This is a genomic window from Cypionkella sinensis (assembly GCF_042646385.1).
GTDB lineage: Bacteria > Pseudomonadota > Alphaproteobacteria > Rhodobacterales > Rhodobacteraceae > Cypionkella > Cypionkella sinensis.
The window spans coordinates 2,646,486-2,671,777 of record NZ_JBHRTO010000001.1; the positions used below are offsets into that span (position 1 = coordinate 2,646,486).

At 58.4% G+C, this 25,292-nt stretch carries 19 protein-coding genes and 1 tRNA gene; 9 read left to right on the plus strand and 11 right to left on the minus strand.

What is annotated here, in order from left to right:
• Window positions 1-44: 44 nt before the first annotated feature.
• From ACFOGH_RS13275 to ACFOGH_RS13295, 5 genes are all read right to left on the minus strand, one after another.
• Window positions 45-1,409, minus strand: coding sequence for an adenylate/guanylate cyclase domain-containing protein (locus ACFOGH_RS13275; protein ID WP_380073548.1), 1,365 nt, complete (start codon window positions 1,407-1,409; stop codon window positions 45-47).
• Between the two features lie 141 nt (window positions 1,410-1,550).
• The gene (locus ACFOGH_RS13280; RefSeq protein WP_380073549.1) at window positions 1,551-2,354 is read right to left on the minus strand and encodes an MBL fold metallo-hydrolase; all 804 of its coding nucleotides are present in this window, start codon (window positions 2,352-2,354) and stop codon (window positions 1,551-1,553) included.
• Window positions 2,355-2,622: 268 nt separating this feature from the next.
• Window positions 2,623-3,069, minus strand: coding sequence for a cyclic nucleotide-binding domain-containing protein (locus ACFOGH_RS13285; RefSeq protein WP_380073550.1), 447 nt, complete (start codon window positions 3,067-3,069; stop codon window positions 2,623-2,625).
• Between the two features lie 83 nt (window positions 3,070-3,152).
• Complete coding sequence (locus ACFOGH_RS13290) at window positions 3,153-5,873, minus strand: ABC transporter transmembrane domain-containing protein (protein WP_380073551.1); 2,721 nt, start codon at window positions 5,871-5,873, stop codon at window positions 3,153-3,155.
• A 167-nt stretch (window positions 5,874-6,040) separates the two neighbouring features.
• Window positions 6,041-7,213, minus strand: a complete 1,173-nt coding sequence (locus ACFOGH_RS13295) for a DUF3095 family protein (protein WP_380073552.1) — start codon at window positions 7,211-7,213, stop codon at window positions 6,041-6,043.
• Between the two features lie 269 nt (window positions 7,214-7,482).
• Between ACFOGH_RS13295 and ACFOGH_RS13300 the strand changes: the two genes are divergently transcribed.
• Genes ACFOGH_RS13300 through ACFOGH_RS13335 form a run of 8 tightly spaced genes read left to right on the plus strand, consistent with a single transcriptional unit; the run spans window position 7,483 to window position 17,788 of the window.
• The gene (locus tag ACFOGH_RS13300) at window positions 7,483-9,405 is read left to right on the plus strand and encodes a dipeptide ABC transporter ATP-binding protein (protein WP_380073553.1); all 1,923 of its coding nucleotides are present in this window, start codon (window positions 7,483-7,485) and stop codon (window positions 9,403-9,405) included.
• Window positions 9,402-11,291: an ABC transporter substrate-binding protein gene (locus tag ACFOGH_RS13305; RefSeq protein ID WP_380073554.1), complete on the plus strand. Its 1,890-nt coding sequence runs from the start codon at window positions 9,402-9,404 to the stop codon at window positions 11,289-11,291. Before ACFOGH_RS13300 ends, ACFOGH_RS13305 begins: the two co-directional genes overlap by 4 nt.
• A 3-nt stretch (window positions 11,292-11,294) precedes the next feature.
• Window positions 11,295-12,293, plus strand: a complete 999-nt coding sequence (locus ACFOGH_RS13310) for an ABC transporter permease (protein ID WP_380073555.1) — start codon at window positions 11,295-11,297, stop codon at window positions 12,291-12,293.
• On the plus strand, window positions 12,290-13,483 hold the full coding sequence (locus ACFOGH_RS13315; protein ID WP_380073556.1) for an ABC transporter permease: 1,194 nt from the start codon (window positions 12,290-12,292) through the stop codon (window positions 13,481-13,483). The genes ACFOGH_RS13310 and ACFOGH_RS13315 overlap by 4 nt, the downstream gene beginning before the upstream one ends.
• 41 nt (window positions 13,484-13,524) lie before the next feature.
• The gene (locus ACFOGH_RS13320; RefSeq protein ID WP_380073557.1) at window positions 13,525-14,736 is read left to right on the plus strand and encodes a glycosyltransferase family protein; all 1,212 of its coding nucleotides are present in this window, start codon (window positions 13,525-13,527) and stop codon (window positions 14,734-14,736) included.
• Window positions 14,733-15,980: a glycosyltransferase family 4 protein gene (locus ACFOGH_RS13325; protein WP_380073558.1), complete on the plus strand. Its 1,248-nt coding sequence runs from the start codon at window positions 14,733-14,735 to the stop codon at window positions 15,978-15,980. Before ACFOGH_RS13320 ends, ACFOGH_RS13325 begins: the two co-directional genes overlap by 4 nt.
• Window positions 15,977-17,143 (plus strand): glycosyltransferase family protein, encoded by a 1,167-nt coding sequence (locus tag ACFOGH_RS13330; protein ID WP_380073559.1) that lies wholly within the window; start codon window positions 15,977-15,979, stop codon window positions 17,141-17,143. The genes ACFOGH_RS13325 and ACFOGH_RS13330 overlap by 4 nt, the downstream gene beginning before the upstream one ends.
• 33 nt (window positions 17,144-17,176) lie before the next feature.
• Window positions 17,177-17,788, plus strand: a complete 612-nt coding sequence (locus ACFOGH_RS13335; protein ID WP_380073560.1) for a DedA family protein — start codon at window positions 17,177-17,179, stop codon at window positions 17,786-17,788.
• Window positions 17,789-17,811: 23 nt separating this feature from the next.
• On the opposite strand, the gene ACFOGH_RS13340 is transcribed toward ACFOGH_RS13335, so the two are convergent.
• Genes ACFOGH_RS13340 through ACFOGH_RS13360 form a run of 5 tightly spaced genes read right to left on the minus strand, consistent with a single transcriptional unit; the run spans window position 17,812 to window position 22,596 of the window.
• Window positions 17,812-18,594: a 3-hydroxybutyrate dehydrogenase gene (locus tag ACFOGH_RS13340; protein WP_380073561.1), complete on the minus strand. Its 783-nt coding sequence runs from the start codon at window positions 18,592-18,594 to the stop codon at window positions 17,812-17,814.
• A gap of 36 nt (window positions 18,595-18,630) precedes the next feature.
• A complete protein-coding gene (locus ACFOGH_RS13345) occupies window positions 18,631-19,377 on the minus strand; it encodes an acetoacetate decarboxylase (protein WP_380073562.1) in 747 nt (248 codons plus the stop codon).
• 14 nt (window positions 19,378-19,391) lie between these two features.
• On the minus strand, window positions 19,392-20,522 hold the full coding sequence (locus ACFOGH_RS13350) for a DUF3734 domain-containing protein (protein ID WP_380073563.1): 1,131 nt from the start codon (window positions 20,520-20,522) through the stop codon (window positions 19,392-19,394).
• A gap of 2 nt (window positions 20,523-20,524) precedes the next feature.
• Complete coding sequence (locus tag ACFOGH_RS13355; RefSeq protein WP_380073564.1) at window positions 20,525-21,229, minus strand: endonuclease/exonuclease/phosphatase family protein; 705 nt, start codon at window positions 21,227-21,229, stop codon at window positions 20,525-20,527.
• Window positions 21,226-22,596, minus strand: coding sequence for a phospholipase D-like domain-containing protein (locus ACFOGH_RS13360; RefSeq protein ID WP_380073565.1), 1,371 nt, complete (start codon window positions 22,594-22,596; stop codon window positions 21,226-21,228). The genes ACFOGH_RS13355 and ACFOGH_RS13360 overlap by 4 nt, the downstream gene beginning before the upstream one ends.
• Window positions 22,597-22,814: 218 nt before the next feature.
• On the opposite strand from ACFOGH_RS13360, the gene ACFOGH_RS13365 reads away from it, so the two are divergent.
• A tRNA-Ser gene (locus ACFOGH_RS13365) sits at window positions 22,815-22,904 on the plus strand.
• Window positions 22,905-23,394: 490 nt separating this feature from the next.
• On the opposite strand, the gene ACFOGH_RS13370 is transcribed toward ACFOGH_RS13365, so the two are convergent.
• On the minus strand, window positions 23,395-25,047 hold the full coding sequence (locus ACFOGH_RS13370; protein WP_380073566.1) for a flavin monoamine oxidase family protein: 1,653 nt from the start codon (window positions 25,045-25,047) through the stop codon (window positions 23,395-23,397).
• Window positions 25,048-25,292: the final 245 nt, after the last annotated feature.

A 25,292-nucleotide genomic window follows, 5' to 3' on the forward strand; every position in this document is an offset into this window, starting at 1 on the left:
TGCGCGTGGATGGCTGTGGTCTGAAAGGTATCAGCGCGGCGCATCTAAGCCAGCACCACAAGATCAACGGGCGCGGCAAGCCCGGCCACGCTTTCACCATCGCGGTGCAGGACGGATGGATTGACATAGCCCTGCGCCTCTGCCCGCTCATGCGTGCGGGCATCTGTCAGTGCGCGGGTATGCTGAACCTTGTTGGCGCTTTCCAGCTTTGACGCCAGATTGACAGCATGGCCGATCACGGTGAACTCGAAGCGCCCTTGCGAGCCGACGATGCCCACGGTGACATCACCCGATGCCACCGCCACGCCTGTGGTAAACCGACCCGGCCAGCCCAAAGCGGCAAACTCCGACTGCTGCGCATCCAAGGCCGCGATCACAGCCGAAGCGGCGCGCAACGCGTCTGCGGCATAAGTCTCACCCGGATGCACCGCGCCGAAGGTCGCCAATATGCCATCGCCCATGAACTTGTCGATCTGGCCGTTATGCTGCTCAATCTCGGTCAGGCTGATCTGCTGATAATGGGCCAACACGCGCATGACCGTCTCGGGCGGCAGGGTCAGCGCAGTTTTAGTAAAGCCGCGCACATCAACGAACATCACCGCAGCCTCGCGCACCTCGCCCTGCCCAGCTCCGGGCATTTCGGCCGATTGGGTGATCAGATCGGCGACTTCGGGGGCGAAGAACTGGCTGAGATCTTCGGCAGCGGCATGACTTTGGATCGCGTCAAAGAGCACCAAGCGCGCCCGAAACAGGGCAAAGGTCAAGATCAGGGTAACGCCCAAAATGGTGATGACCTTGTCGATCTCAGCGCCAATCAGCACGGTGTTCGAGGTCAGATATTCGACGTAATTGCGCGTGACATGCATGTTGTTCATGTCATAGGTCAGCGCGTAAAGCACCATCAACACCCAGCCCGATGCCGCGATCAGCCCGGAAAAGAAAACATAGCGCGGATCAAACCGTAGGGCGCGCAAGGCGATGAAAAAGAACAGGTAAATCATCGTCGGCGATTTTAGATAAAAGGCTGGCGGTTGCTGATACTGGATGTGAAACGAAAAGATCATGCCGCACAGCAGGCCCACATCGACCACCATCGACAGCATTAGATACCAGCCGGGCAGCACCATGCGGTATGACAGAAAAACCCGAAACAGGGTGAACACCAGATAGGCCGCCAAAGTGATCGGCACAAAGTTTTCACCCGCCGTGCCTTCGGCCCGCGGTGCCACCCAATACAACACAGTCAAGAAGCCGACGATACTAAGCTGCGCCCAGCTGATCGTCTGTTCGGCTGCAGTTTCCCGCCGGTCAATTTCGGCCATCACGCGCGGCGGAATCGCTGCGCCATGCGGATCGCCCGTCCAGATGTAGACCGCAAAATCTCGCAGAGAGGGGGGAACGTATGGCAAGACGCTTTCCTTCTGTCCGCTTGACCGATGGATAAGGTGAATATGGTAGCGGAAAGTCGTTGCTCTAGCTGGTTTTCACGTCACAAAAAAGCGACATTTCTACGCGCAGGGTCAATGTGCGAAAATCACGCCAAGTCGCCATCACACGTCGATCACCTGCAGATCGCGTCCACAGAACGCCCCCGGAAATATGCGTTTTGCCGCCTGCTCAATCTGTGTCAACTCATCATCGGTGCGGTTAAAACTGTGGTGAATGAAGCCGACCTGCTTGGCCCCGGCGGCTTGGGCAAGGCGCACGCCGTGTTGCCAGGTGGAATGGCCGAAGCCTTTGAAATTTGGCATTTCTTCATCCAGAAACGTCGCGTCGTAGACGAAAAGATCTACATTTTCGATCAGGCGCAGCACGGTTTCATCCAGCACGCCATCTTCGTGTTCTGTATCTGTGATGATGGCAATCGAGCGGCCCGCAAATTCGACACGGTAGCCGACAGCATTGCCCGGATGGTTGAGCATTCCGGTCTGGATCGTGACACCGGGATAGGGTGTCAGCACGTCGCCCACGGTGAAATCGCGGGCATCAATGCCTGCGCTGCAATAATCCGGGCCGATCGGAAAGAACGGCTTGCGCATGAATTCTTTCAGCATCTGCCGAGTCGTCATCTCGGTGCCCATATGGCCTGACCACAGCTTGAGCGATGATTGATTGCAATACATTGGCTTGAAAAACGGCAAGCCGCCGATGTGATCATAATGGGTATGGGTGAAGTAGAGGGTCAGATCTTTGCAGCCCGCGGCAGCAAGCGCATGACCAGCGCCCAGCGCACCGCTGCCCGCGTCGAACATGATCACATGATCGCCACAGCGCATTTCCATGCAGGTGGTATTGCCGCCGAATTCCTGGAACTGTGGCCCGCTGACGGACAGACCACCGCGCGTACCCCACAATTTCAACTGAAATTTCGGCTGCACAGTCATGCCAACGGCCCGAACAAAAGCCGTGTAGCCGCGCTTTTCCTGCACAGGCAAGACGCTGTTTCAGTGCCGCAGATCGCCAATATAAGATTTCCCCAGTCGCAGATCATCAGAGAATAGAAACCATCGCAGCAAGATGCGAGGCCCGATTGCGCCTGTCATCAAAAACAGTGCCGCTGGCACAGAATATAGCCAGACAGTTTTGTCGGAAGCATGGCAACATGCGCCTGGTCCTTTCGGATCAAGCGCGTTTGGAAAGTTCTGCTACCCGACTGCGTGCCTCGGAAAGCTCGATCGTGGTCTGGCTCAGGCGATCCGCCAGCACACGCACGACTTCGATCGTCATTTCAGGGAAATCCGACATCAGTTTGAAGAAATTGTCTTTGCTGATTCGCAGCGCCTCTACCGTGGTGGCTGCCTTGACTGTGGCGGTGCGGGCCACATCGCACAGAATTGCAATTTCGCCCACGATGGCATTTTCTTCGATATCGGCTACTTTAATCTGGCCTGTAGGGCCATCCACGATCACATCCGCCCGACCAGACAACAACACAAAGGCCGCATCGCCTGCATCACCCTGCCGGCACAAAATCTCTCCAGCGCGGTAAGACACACGCTCTGACGTGAAGGCGAGCAGTTTGAGTTTGGCCGGAGAGACCCCGGCAAACAGCGGAACCTGCTTCAGCATTTTGACTTCGTCATTCAGTAGCACGTCGTCACCTTTCCACCGTTCGGGCTGGCATTCCGCCAGCCGCAACACGTTTGCGTCAACTATGCCGACATCAGTTCTTTGAAGATACCATTCTTTTGTGAAAGTTCTGCATGTGAACCGTCTTCTACCAGCCGACCACGCTCAAAAACTGCAACCCGATCGAATTGATTGGCGAATCTGGCATTGGAAATCACCCAAGCAACGGCGGGGTTACGGCCATCGCGGTGCAAGTATTTCAGCGAAGCTGTCAGTACCTGTTCCTGAGTACGGGTGTCCAGCGACGACAGTGGCCGATTGAACAAGTAATAATCTGAACGGCGGATCAAGGCGCGCGCCAGCGCCAGTTTCTGCCGCTGCACCGAGGTCAGCCGCTTGCCGCCCGCGCCGATATGGAAATCCAATCCAATCGAAAGCAACGTCTCATAGATACCCAATTCACGCAGCACGCCGCCAGCAACGCCATAGATACGCTCGACCCCGTCGCGATACTTTTGGCTGATCCGGCCGAACAACATGTTATCCAGCAAAGTCCCCGAAACCATGTATTGCTCGGGGTCATAAAGCTCGATTGCGTCCTTGAGATTGGCTGGAAGCCCTTCATGGAAGGTCGTCCGGAAGGCGACGATCTGTGCCATCATTTCGGGGGTAAGCAGACCGAAACGATGCCGCGGTTCGATATAATCAAAGCTGAGCCGGATCATCATCGCGCGGTCTGTATCGCTGACATTTGCTTTGCTTTTATCTATGTTTTTCAAAAGCATCGCATAGGTTGGAATGTCTTCTGACCGCATGAAGGTCAATTGCTGAAAGAACGGGTGATCGGGCGGAAGATCACTGAACAATTCGATGGCGTTGCGCGCCACCTCGGTGCCCATCGTGAATAGCACATCGGCCAGACCCTGCTGTTTCAACACGCTGAGGAAATACGGATTGTCGATGATCGCGCCCGCTTTCAACTCGGGAGAGCGGGCGTTGCCGAACAGCAGATTTTCAATGACCGTGGCTTCGGTGTTGTAGGTTCCAGGCTCGAACGGTTCGATCAATCCGTTCAGATCGGCCTTGGTCAAGGCGTCACGCAGCACGTGCCGCATCTCGACCGTCTTGGCTTTCAACTCGCCATGCTCCTCAAGGTTGACGTTGGACCGCAGCGCCAGATCAAACATGTCTCGGGTCAACGCAACCGCATCCAATGCGGCATAAACTGATGGCATCAGGGCTGCCTGATCGGTGGCTCCTTGATGCGCGAAGTCGATCCAATCGGAGTTGATGTCGAAATCCGGGTTGCCCGCCCAGATCGCTTCCCGCTTTTCCCACTGACGTTGCGTCAGCGCTGCGCCATCAAAGACGGGTTCCGTGATCGGCGCATGTTTCAGCCCATAAAGCAGGTTATCGCGCACGGTTCCGAAGAAGAAATAAGCCTCCGGGCCCGCGTAGGTGATCGAACGGCCGCTGAGCGATTCGGGCAGGCTGTGCAGATCGGCGTCACCAATGCTGATCTGGCCTTGCGTGGGCCAGATGATGCGGGACAAAACCTCGGCAACGATCTCGGCACCAGAACCCGCGTTACCAATGATCGCAACCGTTTCACCCGGTGGCAGCGTGAAGTTGACGCGATCTAGGCCCACAGCGCCGGTATCATCGGTGACGCCCAGATTGACCGCGGCAAGCGGGCCGGTCAGTTTGCCATCGGCGCGTTCCGCCGAGACGGCCTGAATTTCGGGGTCGAGCAGGCCATCGACGGCGAATTGGCCAATCACCTGATTGTATTTGATCTGCACATCCTGACGGTTCTGATCCCAATCAATCAATTCCTTCAGCGGGCCGGGAAGATCTTTGTAGGCCCCGATGACTGCGACCAACTGCCCGATATCCAACTGGCCTTGCAGCGCCAGATAGCCGCCAACGCTGTAGAACAGAAATGGCGTGACCGAAGCGAGGAAGTTGTTGATGAACTTCACCATGAACTTCCACTGATAGATGTCGAAGCGGATCTTGTAGATGCGCCCCAGCCGCGACGAAATATCAGCACGCTCAAAGTTTGAAGTGTCATAAGCGTGGATCGTGTTGATGCCATCCACGATCTCGCTGACGCGCCCCGCCAATTCGCGCGCAGTCAGTTGCCGCTCGCGGCCCAGAACCAGCAAGCGGCGGCGCATGCGGGGGATGATAAAGCCCTGCACCGCGACAAGTGCCGTGGTGATCAGCCCCAACGGGATGCTTTGCACAAAGATGAAAGCAAGCGCCATGATCGCCTGCCCGCCCAGCAGCGCGGGGGCGACAAAAGCATCGCCGGTGAAGCCGCCCAGCGGTTCAACCTCGTCTTTCACCATACTGGAGACTTCCGCGCCCTTCAGCCGTTTGAACGTGGCGGGCGGAAACCGCAGAATGTGATCGACCAACGTGAAGCGGATGCGGCGCAACAACCGCTCACCCAAGCGGCCCTTGTAGGTGTTGATGTAGTATTTGAAGAGCCCGTTGACGATGACCAGCAACAGAAACACGCCGCTCAGCGCAAACAGGGTGGCAAGACGGTTCAACTCGATGCCATTAAACAGCGCCACATGGCCAATAAACGGCAAGTCGAATGCAATCTGCATGAAGTTTTGCGTGGCAGACGGATCGGCAAATCCATCGCCTTGGATCGGGCCGTTCACAATCTGCTTCGGCAGATTGAGCGACAGGAAATACGGGATCATCGACAGCCCGACAACCGCCAGCACCCAAAGCTGTTGCCGCTTGGTATGCGTCCAGATGTAGCGCGAGATGTTGGGGTCCAGCATGGCCTTAAGGCTCTCCAGCAATAAATCGGCGCCTTGATGAAAAATCAAAGGGGCAGAGGGTCATGTCGTGCCAACCAGAAATGGGCAAGGGTCAAGCAGGGCATCATTGAAAACAAACGTGGCTGACACTCAACGCCAAGCCCGCAAAGGTGGCAAGACGTTTATCATCACGCGAGGGCCATTCGCAATGCGGCTTTGGCCTTCATATGGCTGGCGGCCTGTGCATAGCCGCCCGCTGCTCCGTCGATGAAATGCATATGATCCTGCGCGCGCAGCGATGGCACGATGCAGGTGACAAGCGCCTGATCCTGCTTGTGCAGGCCAAATTGGCAAACTCCGGCCGTGGAAGCCGCTTCAAGCAAGGCCTCAATCTCGGCAAGTCCGGCGGCGTTGATATCGATGGTCATCTTCAAGCCATCGTCAAACTTGCGAAAATCAGTGTTGCGAGTCATCTGGCGCACATAATCACGAGCGTTGAAGCCGCCCAGCGTCAGATTGGTGCGATAAAGCAGCACGGTCATGAAGATGGCCACAATCACCTTGATCCGCGCCATCACGCGTTTGCCGCGCGGCGCACGGGCATGAGTCTCAGATGCCACGCCGCCCAAGGTCAGATGCGGCACCGGGCCCTCGGGAGGAAGCGGATTACCCAAGCCACCGGCTTTGTTGGCGACGGCTACAACTCTGGCCACAAGCGATCGAAAATCATCGGCGCGCGCTGTTGGGGTTGGAACGGCAATGATCGACACGATCTGACCGTTGCGCGATGCGACGGGATTCCAACGGCAGGATAGCCCAGTCAGATCGGCCCTGCTGCCGGGATCTGCCTTTGGCACCGCGAAATGCCCCAGTTTCATCTGCGCCTCGGCCCAAGCCGCGCCGCCGCCTGCGAACATCGCGAAGGTCATATCGGAGCTGGCCTGAAAGCGGGCGATGCGCACATCATGGCCCGCCGCGCGCACGGCATCGAGCGGCACCAAAGCGGTGCGCATGTTCAGCCCCAGATCCTCCTCGATCCAGCGCGCAACGGCTGCCAAGGCCGTGCCTGCCGCAACCATGCCATTGGGCGGCACCGCAATCACCGCGCCATCGCCGCCGAACACGAACGGATAATCCCCGCCCTCCAGCGCGTTCAATACGGCGGTGATCACAGAGGCCCCGGCCATGTTGACGGATTTATACTTGCCGCGCGCAATAGCTTCGGTCGAAGACACGACATCCGCCACCGCCAATGCCCAACCTTCGGGCAGCGGCCGATAGCGTGCCAGATTGGCCACATCCTCGAACTCGGCAAAGGTCGGCAGGTCCGACAGGAAAGCATTGTCATTCTGGTTGGTCATGCAGGCAACCTAGCATGATTTTTGACGGAAGCAGGTGGCAAAACTTGCGCCGCTTAGACTTCGCGCACAACACTCTGTATTCTGCGCAACAAAGGTGTGTAACCCATCGCTAACACGTTGCGAAAAGAGAACTTTGGAAGCACCGGCACCATTTTCAACGTGAAACGTTGCATTTTGATTGCAATTCGCGAGAACTCCCGCTTGCAATGGCCCAGCCAAGCAATGGATCCCGCATGATCCAAGCCAAAGGACGGAATAGGTCAGAACGGATGACAAGACAGGAACTTGGCATAGGCACCGATTTGTTGCGGGTAGAAGACGTGAAAGTCTCGTTTCCCTTGGCGACGGGTCAGGTTGATGCGCTGAAAGGCGTGGATTTGCGGGTTTTGCCCGGCAAGATCACCGCTTTGGTCGGCGAGTCTGGGTCGGGCAAATCGGTGCTGGGCCAGACCATCATGGGCCTTCAGCCAAGTTTCGCCCGCGTCAGTGGCAAGGTCTTGCTGGCCGATGCCGCAGCACCCGGCGGGCAGCGCGAACTGTTGGGCTTGCCGCGCGACGGCCGCCTGATCCGCAGCGTGCGTGGCGCCAAGATCGGCATGATCTTTCAGGAGCCGATGACCTCGTTTTCCGCGCTGCATACGATTGGCAACCAGATTTCCGAAGCGTTGCGGATTCACGAACCGGTTTCGGCAAAAGAACAGCGCGAGCGGTCCGAGGAGATGCTGTCGCTGGTTGGATTTACCAAGCCCGGCCGGGTGTTCGACATGTATCCGTTCGAACTTTCGGGCGGGATGCGGCAGCGCGCAATGATCGCGATGGCGCTGATTTGCAGCCCGCAATTGCTGATCGCGGATGAGCCGACAACGGCGCTGGATGTGACCATTCAGGCGCAGATTCTGACGCTGCTGCGGGATTTGCAGCAACGGTTGGGCATGGCGATTCTGCTGATCACCCATGATCTTGGCGTGGTGGCGAATGTCACCGACGAGGTGGTGGTGCTCTATCAGGGCCGCATCATGGAATCCGGCCCGGTGGAGGATATTTTCCGGCGTCCGCAGCATCCTTACCTGAAAGGCTTGATGGCGGCGATCCCGCATTTCGGCATGAAACAGGGCGAGCGTCTACGTCCGCTCCGCGATATTCAGATTGACCGCGACAAGCTGATCTCGGCGATTGGGGCGGCGAAGCCTGTGGCACAGGCCGCCGCGCCGCAGGTTTTGCTGTCGGTGCGCAATCTGTCCAAGACCTATCAGACCCGCGATCAGGCTTGGGACATTCGCAAATCGGCCAAGCCTGCGCCCGCGGTCGATGGGGTCAGTTTTGACATCAAGCGCGGCGAATGTCTGGGGCTGGTTGGCGAAAGCGGCTGTGGCAAAACGACGGTCAGCAAGATCTTGATGCGGGCGGTAACGCCAGATGCGGGTTCGGTGAGTTATGACGATGGCTCTGGCCCCGTCGATGTGCTGAACGCCAAGGGCGATGATTTGCAGCGGCTGCGGACGCAGATTCAGATGGTGTTTCAAGACCCGGTCTCGTCGCTATCGCCGCGCATGACGGTGGGCAATATCCTGTCCGAGCCGCTGGATATTCACCGGCGCGGCACATCTGCGCAACGGCGCGAGACGGTCGAGGCTTTGCTAGGCGCGATCGGATTGGGGCAATCGGCGCGCCACCGCTATCCGCATAGTTTTTCGGGCGGACAGCGGCAGCGGGTGGGAATCGCGCGGGCACTGGCGCTGGCTCCGGGGCTCATCGTGTGTGACGAGCCAGTGTCGGCGCTGGATGTTTCGGTGCAGGCGCAGATTCTGAACCTGTTGAAGGATTTGCAGAAAGATCTGGGTCTGACCTATCTGTTCATCTCGCACAATCTGGCGGTGGTCGATTATATGGCCGACCGGGTGGCGGTGATGTGGGCGGGCAGGATTGTGGAAATCGCCGCGCGTGAGACGATCATGAACGCGCCGGTGCATCCCTATACCAAGGCACTGCTGGCGGCTGTGCCCTATCCTGATCTGGACAGGCGTCTGGATTTCGCCACCTTCAACGGCAACACCGCGCTGACCAGCGCCAACTGGGCGCAGGCGTTTCGGGCATCGGCAGACAATGCAGATGATCTGGCACCGCTTGATCTGGGCGATGGGCATTTCGTGCTGGCGCGCAAATCGGCGGATGTCGGAGAGTTGAAAGCATGATCACCCGTCGCAGCGCTTTGACCTTACTGGCCTCGGTCGCCCTGCCCGCAACCGCTTGGGCGGAATCGCCGTTTTTCGCCATCGACGTGAAGATGGGCAATATGCCCCCCCTGCCCGAGCGTCTGCCGCGCAACCCGCGCGTGATCGACCTGCCTGCGATGGGGCGCAGCACCGGGCGGTTGGGCGGCAGCGTGCGAATGCTGGTCAGCGGGCAACGCGATGTGCGCTTGCTGCCGATCTACAGCTATGCCCGGCTTGTGGGCTATGACGCCGACCTGAACCTTGTGCCGGATATTCTCGAGAGCTTTGAGGCGGTGGAGGACCGCATCTACACGCTGCATCTGCGTGAAGGTCATCGTTGGTCAGACGGCACCCCGTTCACGGCGGAAGATTTCCGCTATTGCTGGGACGATATGATGAACAACGCCGATCTGTATCGCGGCGGCCCACCAGTTGATCTGATCGCGGATGGCAAGGTTGTCGAGTTCAGCGTGATCGACCCTGTGACAGTGCGCTATACCTTTGCCAGCCCAATGCCAGATTTCCTGCCCAAACTGGCGGCCCCGCTGCCTTTGATCCTGTTCGTGCCGCAGCTTTACATGAAGCAGTTCCACGCCAAGTATCAGACGCCGGAAAAGCTGGCCGAGTTGATCAAACAGAACCGCGTCGATGACTGGCAGGGGCTACATGCCAAGATGGGCCGCTCGATCCGCCCGGAAAATCCCAGCCTGCCGACGTTAGAGGCATGGCGCCCGCGCACCGCACCACCTGCCGAGCAGTTCGTGTTCGAGCGCAACGCCTATTTCCACCGCGTTGATCAAATTGGCCAGCAACTGCCGTATTTCGACCGCATCGTGCTGGATGTGGCTTCGGCAGATATCATCCCGGCTAAGACGGCGACCGGGGAAAGCGATTTGCAGGCGGGGGGGATCAGCTTTCCCGATTACACGCTGATGAAACAGGCCGAAAAGCAGCATCCGCTGAAGGTGTCGCTATGGCGGCGCACCCAAGGCTCCAGCGTGTCACTGTTCCCCAATCTGAACTGCAAAGATCCGGTTTGGCGCAAGCTGTTTCAGGATGTGCGGATGCGGCGGGCCTTGTCGGTGGCGATCAATCGGCATGAGATCAACAAGGTCAATTTCTTTGGCCTGGGGCGCGAAAGTGCCGATACGGTGCTGCCCGAAAGCCAGCTTTACCGCCCGGAATATGCGCAGGCCTGGGCGCAGCATGATCCCGATCTGGCCAACCGTCTGCTGGACGAACTGGGCCTGACCGAGCGCGGTGGCGGCGGTATTCGCATCTTGCCGGATGGCAGGCAGGCGGGGATCGTGGTGGAAACTGCAGGCGAAAGCAGTCTGGAAGTGGATGTGCTGGAACTGATCGTTGATCACATGCGCGATGTCGGCATCGCCATCTACATCCGCGCCAGCCAGCGTGACATATTCCGCAGCCGAGCCATGGGGGGTGATGTGCAGATGTCGGTCTGGGCTGGCATCGACAACGGCGTGCCCACCGCAGATATGGCTCCCGATCAACTGGCGCCTACACATAGCGATCAGTTGCAATGGCCGGTTTGGGGCAGTTGGTATATGTCGGCAGAAACGGCAGGCGAGGCCCCCGATCTGCCAGCCGCCAAACAATTGATTGCGCTGCTAAAGCAATGGCGGAATACCACAACCACAGCAGAGCGGGCTGAAATCTGGGCGCAGATGTTAACGCTGTGGGCGGATCAGGTATTTTCCATTGGCACCGTGAATTCGGCACCGCAGCCCATCGTGCGGGCGGCGCGGATGCGCAATGTGCCGGAGGATGCGCTGTATGGCTTTACGCCCACCAGTTTTCTGGGCGCTTACATGCCCGACACGTTCTATTATGCAAGGGAGTAGGCCATGATCCGCTATATCCTGCTGCGCTGCCTTGCGATGATCCCGACGCTGTTCCTGATCTCGGTTCTGGTGTTTTTCATCATCGAACTGCCGCCGGGCGACTACTTTGAAAGCTATGTGTCTGAGTTGCGGTCCTTGGGCGAGTCCGCCGACCTTGCCGAGATCGACATGCTGCGCGAACGCTACGGCTTTGATCAGCCGCAGGTGGTGCGTTACTTGTGGTGGGTGGGCGGGATGCTGCATGGCGATTTCGGCTATTCGTTCGAATACCGCCTGCCGGTCAGCGAGGTGGTGGGCGACAGGCTTTGGCTGACGGTATTGCTGTCGACAGTCACCATTCTGTTCACTTGGGTAATTGCTTTTCCCATCGGCATATATTCGGCAACGCATCAATACAGTTGGGGCGATTACGGGCTGACTTTTCTCGGCCTCTTGGGAATCGCCGTGCCGAATTTCATGCTCGCCTTGGTGATGATGTATTTCGCCAATGTCTGGTTCGGCGTCTCGATTGGTAATCTGATGGACCGCGAGTTTCTGAACGCGCCGATGAGCATGGCCAAGTTTTCGTCGATCCTGTCGCATATCTGGATACCAGTGGTGATCATCGGCACAGCCGGCACCGCCAGCATGGTGCGTCGTCTGCGCGCCAATCTGCTGGATGAGTTGCACAAGCAATATGTCACCACTGCCCGCGCAAAGGGTCTTCATCCAACAAAAGTTCTGCTGAAATACCCGCTTCGGATGGCACTGAACTTCTTCATCTCAGATATCGGCTCGATCCTGCCCGCGATGATCTCTGGGGCCGAGGTGACAGCCATCGTGCTGTCGCTGGAAACCACCGGGCCGATGTTGATCCGCGCGTTGCAAAGCCAGGATATGTATCTGGCGGGATCGTTTCTGATGTTTCTGGCGTTTCTGACGGTGATTGGTGTGTTGATTTCGGATATCGCCCTGACCTTCCTTGATCCGCGCATCCGCTTGGGGAAAGGCAGCAGCAAATGAGCGATCTGTCAAACCAAACCAATTCATTGCCACCACCCGGTGCGCCGATGCAGCACTATGTCTCGGACGCGCCCTTTGATCCGTATGAGGCGGAAAACGCCGCCTCGGCCAAGGGCAAGTTCGCCGAAGCCTCGCAACTGCAACTGATGTGGTGGAAGTTTCGCAAGCACAAGATGGCGCTTTATTGCGGGATTTTCCTGATCCTGATGTATAGCTCGATTTTGATCTGCGAGTTTCTGGCCCCCTATAATCAGCAAGCCCGCAACACCGATTTCATCTATGCCCCGCCGCAAGCCGTTCATCTGTTTCACGACGGTAAATTTGTTGGGCCGTTTGTCTATGGCCGCACGCAGGTGCTTGATATGGACACGTTGCAACGCATCTACACCGATGACCCGAATGATGTGCAACGCCTGCGGTTCTTCTGCGCAGGCGACGACTATCAGTTCTGGGGGCTGATCCCCGGAAACACGCACCTTGTCTGCCCGGCAAAGGGCGGGCAGTTCTTCCTGCTCGGCACCGATCGTCTGGGCCGCGACGTGCTGTCGCGCATCATCTATGGCGCACGCATATCGCTGACCATCGGCATATTTGGCGTCACGATGAGCTTTATCCTTGGCATCGTGATCGGTGGGCTTGCGGGCTATCACGGCGGTTGGTTCGATGCGCTGACCCAGCGGGTGATCGAGGTGTTGCAATCCATCCCGTCGATCCCGCTGTGGATGGCGCTGGCCGCGATCATCCCGGTGACGTGGAGCCCGATCCTGGTTTACATCGGCATCACGGTGATCCTTGGTCTGCTGGATTGGACAGGCCTTGCACGTGGGGTGCGATCCAAGCTGCTGGCGCTGCGCGAAGAAGATTACGTGCTGGCCGCCCGCCTGATGGGCGCGGGTTCCGCACGCATCATTGGCCGCCACATGATCCCCGGCTTCATGTCGCATCTGATCGCTTCGGCCACGCTGACGATTCCGGGGATGATCTTGGGCGAAACCGCGCTCAGCTTTCTGGGCATCGGGCTGCGCGCGCCAATCTCAAGCTGGGGCATCCTTTTGACCGAAGCGCGCAGCGTCAACATCATCGCACTTTATCCTTGGCTGATGCTGCCAGTTGTTCCGGTTATCTTGGTGATCCTTGCTTTCAATTTCCTTGGCGACGGGCTACGCGATGCCGCCGACCCTTACAAATGACCACCCCTTTCCATGAACCGCCCGCAACCGAGGTAATGTAGATGAAGCACCCGTTGGAAAACGCGCGGATTCTGATGTACAGCCACGACACGTTCGGGCTTGGGCATCTGCGCCGCTGCCGCACGATTGCGCATGCATTGGTGCAGGAATACAGCGGCCTGATGGTGCTGATCATGTCGGGCTCGCAGATCGCAGGCGCTTTCGACTACCGTGCCCGTGTCGATTTCGTGAAGATTCCCAGCGTGATCAAGCTGCGCAATGGCGAATATTCATCGCTGTCTGAACATATCGACGTGCGCGACACCATTCAGATGCGCCGCTCGATCATTCGCCATACGGCGGAAAGTTTTGCGCCGGACATCTTCATCGTCGACAAGGAGCCAATGGGTCTGCGCGGTGAAATTGAAGAAACGCTGGCTTTCCTGAAATCCAAAGGCACTACGCTTATTCTGGGATTGCGCGAAGTCATGGACGCGCCGCGCCTTCTGGATGCGGAATGGAAGCGCAACGATGTGATGGGCAAGATCGACCGCACCTATGACCACATTTGGGTTTACGGACCGCCCGATTTTTACGACCCGCTGACCGGGCTTGAGGTGCCGCAATCGGTGCGTGACAGGATGGAATTCGTCGGTTTTCTGCAACGCAGATCAGCGCAGGAAAAGCTGTCGGATCAACGGCGTGACAGTGATTATCTTCTGGTCACCACCGGCGGAGGCGGCGATGGCGCCGATCTGATCGACAATGTGCTGAACGCCTATCTTCATGACCCGTCGCTGACCCAGAAGGCGCTGGTTGTGCTTGGCCCTTATATGCCAGCCGATCAACGCACCGAGTTTTTGCGCAAGGGTCAGGCCATTCCGCAGGTGGAAGTCATCGAATTCGACACTAGGATGGAAGAACTGATTGCCGGCTCTGCCGGTGTGGTTGCGATGGGCGGGTATAACACCTATTGCGAAATCCTGTCGTTTGACAAACCCGCGCTGATCGTGCCGCGCACCATGCCACGCGAGGAACAGCTGCTCCGCGCGACCCGTGCCGCTGAACTGGGCATGATCGAGATGCTGCTGCCCGAAGAAGCCGCTGACCCAATGCGCATGGCAACCGCCCTGCGCGCACTGCCGAAACGCCCGCACCCATCCGATGCGGTGCCGGGACTGCAGCTTGAGGGGCTGACCAACATCGCGCGACTGGTGGGCGAGGATTTACAGGCGCGCGCCGAGCATTCTGGCACGCTTCGGATCGCCAAGTGACAGCGCCGCGTCAACGGCTGGTGGTGGTGGTCAAAGGCTACCCCCGTCTTTCCGAAACCTTCATCGCGCAGGAACTGCGTGGGCTGGAACTGGCAGGGCTGGATCTGGTGATCGTCTCACTGCGCCATCCGACCGACAAGAAACGCCATGCCGTGCATGAGGAAATAATGGCAGACCTGCTGTATCTGCCGGAATATCTGCATAAAGAGCCGTTCCGAGTACTGCGCGGATTCTGGGCCGCGTGGCGCAAGCCCGGCTTTGCAACAACCTTGCGTGGTTGGTTTTCAGACCTCAGGCGCGACCCAAGTCGAAACCGGCTGCGCCGCTTTGGCCAAGCCGCCGTTCTGGTGGCAGAATGGCCTGAGGATGGCGTTTGGTTGCACGCACATTTCATCCACACGCCAGCCTCGGTTGCGGACTATGCCGCGCGGATCATGCGAACGGGGTGGACAGTATCCGCCCATGCCAAAGATATCTGGACCTCGCCGGATTGGGAGCTTTCGGGCAAACTCGACCGCGCCAAATGGGCCGTGACCTGCACCGAGATGGGCCACAAGCATCTGCAATCGCTGGCCGCTGATCCGTCGCGGGTGCATTTAAGTTACCACGGTTTGAATCTGGATCGCTTCCCGCCGTTTACCGATCCCCGCCTCGCCCGCGATGGCTCTGATCCTGCTGATCCTGTGCAGATCGTCAGTGTCGGGCGCGCCGTGCCGAAAAAGGGCTATGACACGCTTTTGCGGGCGCTTGCCTTGCTGCCCGCTGATCTGCATTGGCGCTTCACGCATCTGGGGGGTGGAGCCGAGCGGGACAGCCTGCAAGCTTTGGCGCAAAGCCTTGGCATTGCGGATCGCGTCCGCTGGCAAGGTTCGGTCGATCAGGCAGAGGTTCTGGCGGCATACAGAAGCTCGGATTTGTTTGCCCTGGCGTGCCGGATCACCGCCGATGGTGATCGCGATGGTTTACCGAATGTACTGGTCGAGGCGGCAAGCCAGGGCCTCGCCTGTGTATCAACCAATATCTCGGGGATTCCAGAACTGTTCCGCAATGACGAAAATGGTTGGCTGGTGCCGCCGGATGATGCCAACACCTTGGCCACCGCTTTAAAAACGGCAATCACCTCACCCGATCTGCGCCAACAATTCGGGCAGGCGGCAGCGGCGCAGGTGCGGTCAACGCTCGACTATCATCGCAGCGTTGATCAACTTGTTCATCTTTTCGCTATCGAGGGTCTGAATCCATGACCACGGCTTCCCCCTCGGTGTTGTTCTATGTCCAACATTTGCTGGGCATTGGCCATCTGGCGCGCGCAAGTCGGGTGGCCCGCGCGATGATTGCGCGCGGTATGCGCGTCACGCTGGTCACGGGGGGGCTGCCGGTTCCGGGCTTTCCCGGACCCGACATTCCGCACATCGCCCTGCCGCCGCTTGCAGTGTCAGACGGGGCGTTTGCGGGCCTCGTCACGGCCACCGGCGACCCAGCAGACGCCGCCTATCTGGAGGCGCGCAAGACCCAGTTGCTTGCCGCCTATCATACCATCCAGCCCGATATCGTGGTGATCGAGGCGTTTCCGTTCGGTCGCAGGCAGGTGCGGTTCGAATTGTTGCCGCTGCTGGATGCCATTGAAGCAACGCTGCCGCGCCCGCTTGTTGTCACATCCCTGCGTGACATTCTGCAAAGGCGCAGCAAGCCGGGGCGTGATGAAGAAACCGTAGCCTTGATCCGCCGCGCTTTTGATCTGGTGTTGGTGCATGGCGATCCGGGCTTTGCCGCTCTGCATGACAGCTTTGCTCTGGCTGATCAGATTGCGGATCGCATCGCCTATTCGGGTCTGGTCTGCCCGCCCGCACCGCCGCGGTCGCCGGAAAACTTCGATGTGATAGTCTCTGCCGGGGGTGGAGCGGCGGGTCAAAAACTGGTGACGGCGGCGGTCGCTGCTGCGCGCTTGCTGCCCGAATTGCCACGGTGGTGCGTCATAACCGGACCAAACCTGCCGCAGAATGAATATGACAATCTGGCCCGGGACTTGCCCGCCAATGTTCAGCTTGAACGATTTCGGCCGGATCTGGCGGGGCTAATGACCTGTGCGCGGCTTTCGGTCTCGCAGGCGGGTTACAACACGGTGGCGGATATCCTGATGGCCGGCTGTCATGCTCTGTTAGTGCCCTATGCCGCAGACGGCGAAACCGAACAAAGCGACAGGGCCGAGCGGCTTGAAAGCGTCGGTCGTGTGGGTGTCATCGCTGAGAGCAATCTTGATGGAACAACCCTGGCCGCCGCCATTCAACGCGAGATCGACCGCCCCCTGCCCGCGCAAGCCTTGCAGATCAGCACAGATGGTGCAGCACAGAGTGCCGAAATTTTGTGGAACCTTGTGCAGAACCGTCATGCCAATCCCAAAGTTTAATGATGTATCGGCGGAACCTGAACCTGTGTGGCAATGAACTGGATTGATATACACATATCCGCGCTGATCCATCACTATGGTGGCATCGTGCTTTTTGTCTCGCTGACGCTTGAGACATTGGGGCTGCCATTTCCGGGCGAAAGCGCCCTGATCCTGTCGGCGACGCTGGCGGGATCGGGCAAGATCAGCATCTGGGTGGTGGCCATCTCGGCATGGTGCGGCGCGGTGCTGGGCGACAACATCGCTTATGTCATCGGGCGGAAATACGGGCGGACGGTGGTCACACAATATGGCGCGCGTTTTGGCGTGACGGAAAGCCGCTATGCGCGTGTCGAAGCGATCTTCGCTCGGTTCGGGCCGCTGATGGTCATCGCTGCGCGGTTTGTTGTGCTGCTGCGGCAGATGAATGGCTTGGTGGCGGGCACGGCGGGCATGCATTGGGCCGCGTTTGCGCTGTCAAACATGGTTGGCGCAGCGCTGTGGGTGGGGTTCTGGACGACACTCGCCTATCAATTTGGCCATTCAGCCGATGTGCTGCCTTTCATCGGACGGCACATCGGGCTGCTGGCCTCTGCGTTGATGGCGCTAGCACTGATCGGTCTGCTTGTCGGATATTGGAGGAAGCATGCCGGACCCAAACCATAACGGCCCAGGTCCGGCACGACGTATCACTCCATGAACCAACCATGGCTGACGACCAAAGACTGACCTGTCAGCGCATTGGTCGGGAATGCTGCAAACATATGCGCGACTTCGGCGACATCTTCGACGGTGGTGAATTCTTTATCCACAGTGCCGCCCAGCATGATTTTGTTGACGACATCCTCTTCAGAGATGCCCAGCGTCTTGGCCTGTTCGGGGATCTGCTTTTCGACCAGCGGCGTTTTCACAAAGCCGGGGCAGATCACGTTCGAGCGCACGCCATGCTCGGCCCCCTCTTTCGCGATCACCTTGTTCAGCCCCAACAACCCGTGTTTGGCGGTGACATAGGCAGATTTCAACGGTGAGGCCTCTTTCGAATGGACCGAGCCCATGAAGATGATCGAGCCTGAGCCAGCCTTATACATATGCGGCAGGCAGGCCTTCGAGGTCAGGAAGGCACCGTCAAGATGGATCGACAGCAGCTTTTTCCAATCGTCATAGGGGAATTCTTCCAGTTTGTGCACGATCTGAATGCCCGCATTCGACACCAGCACGTCGATCTGGCCCCAATGGTCGATCACCGCCTGCACACCGGCATTGACGGCGGCTTCATCGGTGACGTTCATCTCGACGCCGATGGCCTCGCCGGGGCCTTTGGCGGTCAATTCCGCTGCGGTGGCTTGGGCGGCATCCAGCCGCAGATCGGCGATCACCACTTTTGCACCATCGGCGATATAGCGCTCGGCGATGGCTTTGCCGATACCGCTGGCCGAGCCGGTGATGATGCAGACTTTTCCCTTAAGGGTCATGGGGAAGGACATGTTAGGTCTCCTATGGTTATGCAGTTATTTGGCGGGAGCGAGGTAATCATGCACCACGCGGCCCAGACCAAGGGTAAGGTCGGTAAGGATATGGGTGGCCGAGATCACCTCGCGCACCGGCAGTTGGATCAGCGGGGCAAGCGCATGATCGTGCAGCTCAAGACCAGCCGGACCTTCCCAGGCACCTTTGACGGTGATGTCTTCCAGATTGTATTCCACCAACTCGCAGATACGCGGGCTGCAATCGACATGCGGAATGATCTTCAGCAGGTAGGTCGGGGCCTTGAGCGATTCCAGAACCTTTGCGGGGTCGATGGCGCGATGTTTGTAGCCCATGGTCGCCGAAGCCACTTGCACCGAGCCGACATCGAGCGTTCCGACCAGCGTATCCTTTTCCACCCGCAGACGGGGTTCGGCGAATTTCTTCGGAAAGCCCCAAATCTCACGCCCGCCGGCAATCGGGCTTTCGTCGTTCAGAAACATCGCATGGCAGTAGCTGCCTTTTCGACCCTGAAACTCGACCGGAATGACCTGCCCGGTTTCGGTATAATCACCAAATCCGGTGCTGTCGGGCATTCGGATGAATTCATATTTCACAATCGGATCGGTAACTTGCAGCGGTTCTGGCACCACCGCGCGCAGGGCTTCAATATCGGTGCGGTAGGTGATGATGAAGAACTCGCGGTTGACAAAGCGGTAGGGGCCTTTGGGATAGGCCGGGCTGGTCAACGGCATGGCGAAAGCATTGCGGGTGACATCGGCGATCTTCATGGGCTTGGTCCTTGTTAGTGATTGGACAAATCAAACACCTGCACGCATTCGGTTGAACGCTGGCGGTTTTTCCAATCGGGGTGATTGACAGTATGTTCGGCATCAGCTTTTCCGGCGTGCCAATGATCCAGCATCGAGCTGCGCGAAAATTCATAATCCATTGAGCCGCCCTCGTATTTCGTCGGGCGATAGATCAGATGGGCGATGGTGATATGCGGATCCGCCGCGCCCTTCAGAAGCGCCAGAGCATCCGGGTCGGATTTCATCGCGGCTGGCAGTTTGTCATACAGACGACGGGCGGCGGCGCTCGTGTCATGCAGGCGGCGCATCATATCCGTGTTAAACCGCGTGCGGCTGGAACACCGGATCTCCTTTTCGCGCGCCTCGCTTTGCCAGACCGATGCCGGCAAAACACCTCGCGCATTGAACAGATCCACCTGAAAGACACAGAGATCGGACTGCGATTTCTGTTCATCCATGATGTATTGCAGCGGCGTGTTCGAAACGAGGCCACCATCCCAGTAATAAGCGCCCTCGATCTCGACGGCCGGGAAACCCGGCGGCAAAGCACCCGAAGCCATGATATGTTCCGGGCCAATGCGCTGGTTGGCGGTATCGAACCACGTCAGATTTCCGGTTTCGACATTGACCGCGCCAAGGCTGAGGCGGATGTCACCACTGTTCAGCAAATCAAAATCGACCAAGCGCTCCAAAGTCGTGCGCAGCGGGGCGGTGTCGTAGTAGCTGCTTGCGCCGACAGTGCCGGGGGGCATCAGCGCCGCAGGTGGGATGCGCAGATCGAAAAACCCCGGCACGCCGACCAGCGTGGTCGTCGAAGCACTGAACTGGTTCAGGAAGGTCCGCGCCCAGATCCCGTCAAAAATGGTGGCAGGCAGAGATTTCGAACTAACTTGCTCCCAGAATGTGCGCAGCCTTTCAAGGCGTTGATGCGGCGCATTGCCTGCGATGATTGCCGCATTGATCGCGCCAATCGAAATACCCGCCACCCATGAAACATGTCGGGCTTGCTTGATCAGACCTTCATATGCCCCGGCCTGATAAGCGCCCAAAGCACCACCGCCTTGCAGCACAAGTGCCACATCTTCGTTGGCACCCCGGTCAGGTTTTGTATGTGTGCGGGCCATGTTCAGGCTCCTTTCAAGGTCAGATCGGCGACAAGCGGCAAGTGGTCCGAGGCGCGTCTGGCCTCGGGCGTCATGACGGCCTGAATGTCGCGCAGGGTGAAAGCATCACTCACCGCGATGCGGTCTAGTGCGGCCACGGGTTTGCGGGCGTGAAAGGTGGGTGGGCTGGGCAGAACGCGATACTCTGTCCCTAGCCCCGCCAGATGCGACAGGCCCGACCATTCATTGAAATCCCCCGCGACCACGCAAGCCTTGGCCTGTGCTTGATCCGCAAAAGCGCGCAGTGCCGCTAGCTGCCTGCGACGCGATGCGCGCATCAGGCCAAGATGCGTGCCTATGACCCGAAGCAACTGCCCATCAAACCGCAAATCTGCCAACACCGCGCCGCGCGGTTCCAGCCCAGGCAGATCGGTGTGACGAACTGCCAAGACCTCGATACCGTCGCGGATCAGAATAGCGTTGCCATGCCAGCCAAGGCTGTCTCGCCCATGCGCGAAAGGAATGTATTGCAGCGGACTACTGTCAAACAACGAAGGCGGTAACGCCGGTGGCCGCAACCCCAGCCGCATATCGGCCTCTTGCAACAGCACAATATCTGCATCCAATGCCTCAATCACCCGCAGTGTGCGCGCAGGGTCACGACGGCGATCATTGCCTAGCGCCTTACGGATATTGTAGGTCGCAATGCGCAAATGAATCTCACTCATAAGATCGGCGCTCCTAGCCGGAAAAAGCCCTCGGCACAGCGACGGGTCAGGCTCGGTGTGATAATCCCCAGCGCGCAGGACGGCTCCAACGTGCGAAACAAATCGCGCAATCGTGTAACGGATTCAGCATCATAGAGCATCAAGGCCGATTCAAAGTTCAGCAGCATCGACCGCACATCGAAATTTGCAGAACCGACCCAGGCGAAATCGTCGATGATCCCGGCCTTGGCGTGCAACATCCCCTGACGCAGCCGCAGGATGACACATCCCGCTGCGTGCAGTTCGCGCAGATAGGCCCCGCGCGCAAGGTCAGCGACCCATTGGTTTGACTTTTGCGGCAACATGATCCGCACGTCGACCCCACGGCGTGCTGCCGTCGCCAAGGCCTGCAGCAAGGCCTCGGTGGGCAGAAAATACGGGGTGGTCAGCCAGATCGCGCGCTCGGCCCGGTGGATGGCACAGACCAGCGCATCATGCAGCGGATCATCGCAGGTATCCGGCCCAGACGGCACCAACTGCGCGCTGACAGTGCCCGATGGGGTGACTTGCGCCACCAATGCACCATGCGCTGGCCCCACAACCTGCCAATCAGCCGAAAACACGTCGATGTAGGTTTGCACGGCCGGACCTCGCAGATCAAAGCTCAGGTCAATCCAAGACTGACCTTCCGCCAGATACTCGTCCCCGATGTTGCGCCCACCCGCCCAAACCTCGGTCAGATCAGCGATCACCATCTTGCGATGGTTGCGCAGATTGAGATGGCCGTTGCTGACACGGTGCAGAAACGGCGAGAAATACCGCACCTCGCCCCCTGACGCCGTCAGCCGCGCCAAGGCCGCCTTTGGCCGGTGCAAAGCCCCCAACCGATCAAGGATCAGCCGCACCGCAACACCAGCTTGGGCCTTTTTGATAAGCGCATCGACAAAGGCCCGGCCAGAGGCATCGTCAGCCAGCAGATAGAACGTGATATCCAGTCGGTCCTTCGCCCGCGCAATGGTGCGAAACAGCGCGGCGCGTGCGTCTGCCGGCGTGGGATGCAAGGTCAGTTGATTGCCCTGTGACGCCCCGGGAAGACCAAAAGCATGCAGGAATTCCGACATCGGATGCGGCGAAGGTGCAGGATTGATGATCGGGCTGAACCGGATAGGCGGAAAACGCGGGCCCTGTTTGCGAAAGCCCAAAGCCAAAAACAGAGGGATTGCCACGTAGGGCAGCAACAGCATGAACAGCAACCAAGCCGCCGCCGATTGCGGCGAGCGCCGCTGTTGCAGCACGAACAGCATGGCCAGAGCGACCAACACAACACCGCAGACAACAACAAGATGCGAAGCCAGCCAGATCACCGCGATGCCCCCGTTCTTCCACACAAAACAGCCACCATCTAAACCGTACCACAGCGTGTTGCCCCAACATGAACCTCTTCAACGCGATCGCAAGGCCATGTTTCCAACAGGCACGAAAACGTGGGAATCCCGTGAACGAGCGCCGCGCAACGTCTTGCTGCTTGAATTCCTGCCAGACAATGCTATCAGCCGCGTGAAGGGGATGCCAAAGCGGTGGAGAAAATCGCGAGCACCCCTAAGACGGAAGTGTGGCCGAGTGGTTTAAGGCTCTAGTCTTGAAAACTAGCGTGCGGGGAACCGTACCGTGGGTTCGAATCCCACCGCTTCCGCCACTACATAAGCCATTATTTTAATACATTTTTTGATCGTATTCGTTCGTAAATTCCGCGCCTTATCCATGTGCCGACCGCCATGAGACTGCGAAGGCGCAGCCACCATTAGGCAGTTTATCAGCACCACAGTCTGTTGTGGTGATCTGCAATCGGAACTGCAGCGCAGCAATGCCAGAGGCGGCGACGTCTTCGACAACTCCGGGCACAATCGCCGGTTTCATGAGTCGATCGCGCAGGATCGCCGCAATGTCCGCTTCGATCTCGCACACTGGCAGGCCGGCCGCGTTGCAAGTTCACTACTCGTTAAGCGTAAACAAGCCGACCCCCAAGTCATCTGCAGGCTTATACCGAGAGACCCGCTGGTCAGGATAATCTGCTTCGCAAATCTGCGAAATTCATCCGTCCCAACTGTGCCCATGGCTCAGCTCTTTTGTTGCACATTACGTGAGCAACGGACCGGTAGCGAACTGCGGCATCTCCTGTCTATCAATCAATCTGGCAAAGACAGTGGGCTGAGTTTGGTCCAAAGATCGCCTGGCCCAGGGTTCTCTGCGGGACTTGAGCCTCCCAAATGGGTCATCACCCCCCACACCGCATTGAGTGCAGTCTGAACCGCCCCCTCGACCCAAGCAGGGGTCCAGCTAATGCCATCGCCGGCCAAAAATATGCCACGCTGTTCGTGCGGCATGTCGCGCTGGAAGAAGTGGCCGTACATGCGATGATTGTATCTATAGTGGCCGGGCAACGCGCCTTTGAAACCACCAAGGAAATTCTCATCTGCCTCCCAACTGACGCAAATCGGATTGCCACGGATATGACTGCGGATATCGACACCGGGATAAACCCGCTCCAACGCCGCGAGTGCCAGCTCCACCCGTTTTTCAGGGCCATAGGGCAAGACCTTCAGCGCGTCGGTCATCCAGCTATAGGACAAACAGATGACGGCAGGTTTGTCTGGCCCGTTGTCAAAGAAATAGGTGCCGCGCGTCATCCTGTCGGTTAACGTCATAGACAGCAGCGGTCGCCCGTCAGGGCCCGGATCGTTCCAGAATGGCCGGTCAACCATGACGAAGGTCTTTGCCGCCTGCATATAGCGGGTACGGTCCAGCGCCATCCATAGCTTTTGCGCGAACAGGGATTCGTCGACCGCAACCGAAGTCGTCAGCAAATGGCTTTGGCAAGTGGCAAGCACCGCCGCATAGTCTCGCGTCACGCCCCAACTATCGGTGACAGCCAGACTGCCGTTGTCATTGCGCGCGATGCGCACTGCGCGCCCCATTGTTGCCCCACCGTTCAGACCGGCTAGCGTCGTGCCCTCGGGCCAATGCGCGCAGGCCGCCGGCTGACGCCAGAGGCGCTGCAAAACGTTCTCTGCGCCGCCGACGATAAAACGCTGGTGATCATCTAACTCCAGCAAATTAACGCGCAGTATTTCCAGCATCGAATTGGGGAAATCGCTGTCCCAGCCGCCAGTGCCAAATCCCACCTGCCCAAACACCTCGCGGTGGCGGAAGCTGAGAGCCTGAAAGGCGCTGGAGGAGACGATGAAATCATAGAAAGTCCGCTCATCCCATTTCGCGACAAGCGGGTCCCACAACGCCTTCAGCCGGGCCGGGTCCCGATCACGAACGGCTTGGGTCAAGGCGCTGAAATCACTATGTTCCTCCAGAGAGGCACGATAGGCCACCGCAACCTCTTTGTAGATCGTTGGCAGGTCCTCCAGTTCGCGCGCGAAATGCGTGGTGCCCTCTAGATCAATGACCGTCGAGCCTGCTGTTGGCGTCAGTGGATTGGGAAAAGGGCGGCTTTCCAGCCCAACCAGATCGACATAGTGATAAAACGCCCGCGACGAGACGGGAAAGCGCATCCCACCTAACTCTGCAATCACATCTTCGGTGCCTTCAAAAATCTCTGACCGCAGGCGACCGCCGAATTTGCCGGATTCGTAGATGATCGGTCGCAAGCCCATCTTCATCAGTTCATGCGCAGCGATAATGCCCGATGCGCCAGCGCCGATGATCGCGACTGACTCGCCGTGACGCGCAGCCGGTATCTGGCCAAGTCCGGCCGGATGGGTCAACCAATCGTCATAAGCGAATGGAAAATCAGGGCCAAAGGCGGTAACCGGCTTGGGGGCGTTCATGTTCAGATGGTCTTTCTAACGGACGCAAAATGATGCTGATCTCAGGCAGATTATTGCTTGCAGCGTTGGCGAAAGTGAAGCTTGCAATCTGGCAGTCACAGCCGACAAACAGACCGTTTCAGATCGTTTTCCAGACGATTTGTATGAAGTTGCAGGCACTGCAATGACGGCCAACACTATCCTGGCATTCCAAGGAGTTCCTATCCCTGAATCTTCGTGCACCTTTGATCTGCAGACCAATCCAA

What these genes read in the sequence shown, in the direction of transcription:
- ACFOGH_RS13285 (WP_380073550.1), bottom strand. Translation starts at nt 3,069, where the DNA reads ATGCTGAAGCAGGTTCCGCTGTTTGCCGGGGTCTCTCCGGCCAAACTC.
- ACFOGH_RS13290 (WP_380073551.1), bottom strand. Translation starts at nt 5,873, where the DNA reads ATGCTGGACCCCAACATCTCGCGCTACATCTGGACGCATACCAAGCGG.
- ACFOGH_RS13295 (WP_380073552.1), bottom strand. Translation starts at nt 7,213, where the DNA reads ATGACCAACCAGAATGACAATGCTTTCCTGTCGGACCTGCCGACCTTT.
- ACFOGH_RS13300 (WP_380073553.1), top strand. Translation starts at nt 7,483, where the DNA reads ATGACAAGACAGGAACTTGGCATAGGCACCGATTTGTTGCGGGTAGAA.
- ACFOGH_RS13305 (WP_380073554.1), top strand. Translation starts at nt 9,402, where the DNA reads ATGATCACCCGTCGCAGCGCTTTGACCTTACTGGCCTCGGTCGCCCTG.
- ACFOGH_RS13310 (WP_380073555.1), top strand. Translation starts at nt 11,295, where the DNA reads ATGATCCGCTATATCCTGCTGCGCTGCCTTGCGATGATCCCGACGCTG.
- ACFOGH_RS13315 (WP_380073556.1), top strand. Translation starts at nt 12,290, where the DNA reads ATGAGCGATCTGTCAAACCAAACCAATTCATTGCCACCACCCGGTGCG.
- ACFOGH_RS13320 (WP_380073557.1), top strand. Translation starts at nt 13,525, where the DNA reads ATGAAGCACCCGTTGGAAAACGCGCGGATTCTGATGTACAGCCACGAC.
- ACFOGH_RS13330 (WP_380073559.1), top strand. Translation starts at nt 15,977, where the DNA reads ATGACCACGGCTTCCCCCTCGGTGTTGTTCTATGTCCAACATTTGCTG.
- ACFOGH_RS13335 (WP_380073560.1), top strand. Translation starts at nt 17,177, where the DNA reads ATGAACTGGATTGATATACACATATCCGCGCTGATCCATCACTATGGT.
- ACFOGH_RS13340 (WP_380073561.1), bottom strand. Translation starts at nt 18,594, where the DNA reads ATGACCCTTAAGGGAAAAGTCTGCATCATCACCGGCTCGGCCAGCGGT.
- ACFOGH_RS13345 (WP_380073562.1), bottom strand. Translation starts at nt 19,377, where the DNA reads ATGAAGATCGCCGATGTCACCCGCAATGCTTTCGCCATGCCGTTGACC.
- ACFOGH_RS13350 (WP_380073563.1), bottom strand. Translation starts at nt 20,522, where the DNA reads ATGGCCCGCACACATACAAAACCTGACCGGGGTGCCAACGAAGATGTG.
- ACFOGH_RS13355 (WP_380073564.1), bottom strand. Translation starts at nt 21,229, where the DNA reads ATGAGTGAGATTCATTTGCGCATTGCGACCTACAATATCCGTAAGGCG.
- ACFOGH_RS13370 (WP_380073566.1), bottom strand. Translation starts at nt 25,047, where the DNA reads ATGAACGCCCCCAAGCCGGTTACCGCCTTTGGCCCTGATTTTCCATTC.